Source organism: Pseudomonas sp., assembly GCF_050739775.1.
Classification (GTDB): domain Bacteria; phylum Pseudomonadota; class Gammaproteobacteria; order Pseudomonadales; family Pseudomonadaceae; genus Aquipseudomonas.
The window spans coordinates 1-3922 of sequence record NZ_JBOICA010000086.1 but is presented as its reverse complement, the minus strand read 5'-3'; the positions used below and the strand labels follow the sequence as shown (position 1 = coordinate 3922).

Sequence of the window (3922 nt, the reverse complement as noted above, 5' to 3'; positions counted from 1 at the left end):
CCACAGAGGGTTGTGGGAGCAGGCTTGCCCCGCGATTGCTTTAGACCACTACACCCTGACTACGCAGGTAATCATCGTAGGTGCCGCTGAAGTCCACCACACCGCTCGGGCTCAGCTCGATGATGCGGGTGGCCAGGGATGAAACGAACTCACGGTCATGGCTGACGAAGACCAGCGTGCCCGGGTAGTTCTCCAGCGCCAGGTTCAGCGCCTCGATCGATTCCATGTCCAGGTGGTTGGTCGGTTCGTCCATGATCAGCACGTTGGGCTTTTGCAGGATCAGCTTGCCGAACAGCATACGGCCTTGCTCACCACCGGAAATCACCTTGACCGACTTGAGGATCTCGTCGTTGGAGAACAGCATGCGCCCCAGGGTGCCACGGATCATTTGCTCGCCCTGGGTCCACTGGCCCATCCAGTCGAACAGGCTGACGTCTTCTTCGAAGTCGTGGGCGTGGTCCTGAGCGTAGTAGCCAAGCTCCGCGCTTTCGGTCCACTTGACCGCACCGGCATCCGGGCTCAGCTCACCGACCAGGGTACGCAGCAAGGTAGTCTTGCCGATACCGTTAGGGCCGATGATCGCCACGCGCTCGCCGGCTTCGACGGTGAAGCTGAAGTTCTGGAACAGGGTCTTGCCTTCGAAGCCTTTAGACAGCTTCTCGATGGTTACCGCCTGACGGTGCAGCTTTTTGGTCTGCTCGAAGCGGATGAACGGGCTGACCCGGCTCGACGGCTTGACCTCGGCCAGCTGGATCTTGTCGATCTGCTTGGCGCGGGAAGTGGCTTGCTTGGCTTTCGAGGCGTTGGCCGAGAAGCGGCTGACGAAGGTCTGCAGTTCGGCGATCTGGGCTTTCTTCTTGGCATTGTCCGACAGCAGCTGCTCGCGCGATTGCGTCGCGGCAGTCATGTACTCGTCGTAGTTGCCGGGGAACAGGCGCAGCTCACCGTAGTCCAGGTCAGCCATGTGGGTGCACACGCTGTTGAGGAAGTGACGGTCGTGGGAAATGATGATCATGGTGCTGTTACGCGCCGTGAGAATGCTTTCCAGCCAGCGGATGGTATTGATGTCCAGGTGGTTGGTCGGCTCATCGAGCAGCAGCACTTCAGGATCGGAGAACAGCGCCTGAGCCAGCAGCACGCGCAGCTTCCAGCCTGGCGCCACTTCGGTCATCGGGCCGAAATGCTGTTCCAGGGGAATGCCCAGGCCCAGCAGCAGCTCACCGGCACGGGACTCGGCGGTGTAGCCGTCCATTTCGGCGAACTCGGTTTCCAGTTCGGCAACGGCCATGCCGTCTTCTTCGGTCATTTCTGGCAGCGAATAGATGCGATCGCGCTCAGCCTTGACCCGCCACAGCTCCTCGTGGCCCATGATCACGGTGTCGATCACGGTAAATTCTTCGTAGGCGAACTGGTCTTGGCGCAGTTTACCCAGACGCACGTTCGGCTCGAGCATGACCTGGCCGGCGGAAGGCTCCAGGTCATCGCCGAGGATTTTCATGAAGGTCGACTTGCCGCAGCCGTTGGCGCCGATCAGGCCGTAGCGGTTGCCGTTGTTGAACTTGACCGAGACGTTCTCGAACAACGGCTTGGCGCCGAACTGCATGGTGATGTTAGCGGTGGAGATCAAAGGGCTTACCTATCAATAGCTTACGTCGCTGGCATTGCGGCTGATACCGATTTGATACCAATTTGCAGCTTTTCCAGCTCGCTCCAGTCGGAGCTTGAGTTAATCCAACGCGCATACGTCGACAGCAGCATTTGCACGCTGTGGCCGAGCTGTTGGGAGATAAATGCGGGGTTGAGGCCAGACATTAAGCATATTGTCGCATAGGTGTGACGACAGTTGTATGGCGGGCGGTAACGAATCCCCAGTTCTTTCAGTACCGGACGCCACTGATGATGGAGGTCTGAGGTCTGCTGGACGAACTCGATATTCTTTGATGGCGGGAAAATGAACGGTGACTCCGTGACCCGCCCCTTTCCTCTCCTGCGTCGCTCGGCGTAGTCCTTGGCGAATTCGAGCGCACGCAAGGCCCTCTCGTTGAGTAGCACGAGCCGGTCTTTGCCGGTCTTGGTGCGCTCGACCACCTCACCCAGTGCGACGCACATGGGCAACCTTCTTTTCCAAATCAACAGCATCCCACCTTAGCGCCAGCCCCTAGGATAGGCGTAGGTCAGTGAGAAATACGAACTCGAAGAAAGCCGCGTAAATCTGGCTGGGCCAGTGCGGGTGTTCGTAAAGCCTGGTGATGATCTCGTTCGCTTCCTCCAGGGTGAACGGGTCGATCTCTTTTATGGTCCGTTTCGGAAGCTGTAACGACTCGGCTGGGTTTCGGCTGATCAAGCCATCTATTACCGCTGAGCGCAGGATCGTGGACAGTTTGAGCAAAGCATTGCGCTTGACACCCGGCGAGCTCGATTCAATCAAGCTGAGCATCTTGCGCACCACGGCAGTAGTGATGAGGTCGACCCGAACCAGCGCGAAGTGGGGCATCCAGTAGTTGTTCAGCGCGCTTTTGTAGTTCTGGTAGGTGCCCGGGGTGATTTCTCGGCTGTCCAGCCAGAGCTGGGCGTACTCGCCAAAAGTTGGTTTGCTACCCGCGACTGTCTGCGAGCCAGGGAAGAGTTCGGCGTACTTGCCCCGGTCCAGCAGGCCGAGCTTGTTAAAGCTGGCGCCGTCGGAGCTTGGTGGGGGGCGGAAAAGTGGCTCCCAGGAATCGCCATCGCCGACTAGATCACTTTTTGGCAGGCGTCTAAGTCGCGGTGGATCTTCTTCAGCTTACTGGTCGGCACGCTGACCATCTGTACGGTGTTGCTGGGTCGGTTTTCTGTGGGCATGGGGATAGGTGTTCCTCGCCGGGGTGGCGTGATTCGTTGAAGTGGGCTATTGGTTGATGACCCGGTATTAGTCCGGAAGACAGGGGGCTGCTAATGAAAACGCTGATAGTTGATCACTCTTGGACCAAAATCATCGAGCGAGATGAGTTCGCCAAGATCGCGCTGGCGGCAAAGATTGATCTGATCGAAGAAATCGAAGCTGCCATTCGAGCGGCTGAAGGCGAAGAGGCAGCCCGCAATGTTCTAGATGATGGCTTGATAAAGCATGCATTAACACGCTGCCTGGAGAACCTGCAGGGATCTGCATCCGTAACCGAGCAGGATTTCTGGGTCTGTTACAAGTTTGCGACGACCGCTGCGGAGAAGGCAGAGCGAATCATTGACGAAGAGCTTTCGCACATAGGGTCGTGATCGAAAGTAACAGGTGGTGCAGCGACCGGCGATTTTGATCACCCGGAAAGACAGTGTGATGGACGCATAATCTCGGTGGCAGGCCGGGCACTTGGCAGAGTCGATGCCACAGCACGCGAGAGCAGCGTTTTTTTGGGGGGGGCAATCGTCGGTAATCGTCAATTGACTTTTATTAATTAGTTCTTCTGCTATACCCGAAGAAAGAACCTTTGCGGGAGCAGAAAAATGCGCATATTGGCTATCCTATGCTTATGCTCGGTCGTTTCCGGTTGCGCTTACTATATGACTCCGCGACCTCCCATCATGGAGAGAAAAATGGGGGCGCCTTTTTCAGAGTCGACCGGAGTTTTAGCGACCGCTGCGGACTATAGGGTTGTGTATGTCCAGATCAAACCAGGCTCGCCTATTTGCCCTGAGCCGTCCCCTGATGTGGCTGGCCAGTTTGCATCGTCGTTAGCGGCGGCACTGAAGTCCAGCCCCGTTGACCGCCCAGTTAGCGCTCAAGTTCAAACGGAATTGGCCGTTTCAATGAAACAGCTTTTCAAGCGAACACAAGGGAAACTCTGAAGAAGACTTCCAGATTTGGCAGAATGCTTAACCTCAAACGCCGAGACACCTGATGAAGCAGATGACCTTCGCCGACGCCGAGTACGCCGGCAAGCGCAAGCAGACC

2 protein-coding genes and 1 pseudogene are annotated in these 3922 nt (G+C 57.0%); 1 reads left to right on the top strand and 2 read right to left on the bottom strand.

Annotated features, from left to right (window positions below):
• Positions 1-40 precede the first annotated feature (40 nt).
• Positions 41-1627, bottom strand: a complete 1587-nt coding sequence (locus ACRESH_RS24105; protein WP_274297166.1) for an ABC-F family ATPase — start codon at positions 1625-1627, stop codon at positions 41-43.
• Between the two features lie 20 nt (positions 1628-1647).
• Positions 1648-2662 (bottom strand): annotated as a pseudogene (locus ACRESH_RS24100) (tyrosine-type recombinase/integrase); the annotation flags it as partial.
• A gap of 269 nt (positions 2663-2931) precedes the next feature.
• On the opposite strand from ACRESH_RS24100, the gene ACRESH_RS24095 reads away from it, so the two are divergent.
• Positions 2932-3249 carry a hypothetical protein gene (locus ACRESH_RS24095; protein ID WP_431744325.1) on the top strand — a complete coding sequence of 106 codons (318 nt, stop codon included), beginning with the start codon at positions 2932-2934 and terminating at the stop codon, positions 3247-3249.
• Positions 3250-3922: the final 673 nt, after the last annotated feature.

What these genes read in the sequence shown, in the direction of transcription:
- ACRESH_RS24095 (WP_431744325.1), top strand. Translation starts at nt 2,932, where the DNA reads ATGAAAACGCTGATAGTTGATCACTCTTGGACCAAAATCATCGAGCGA.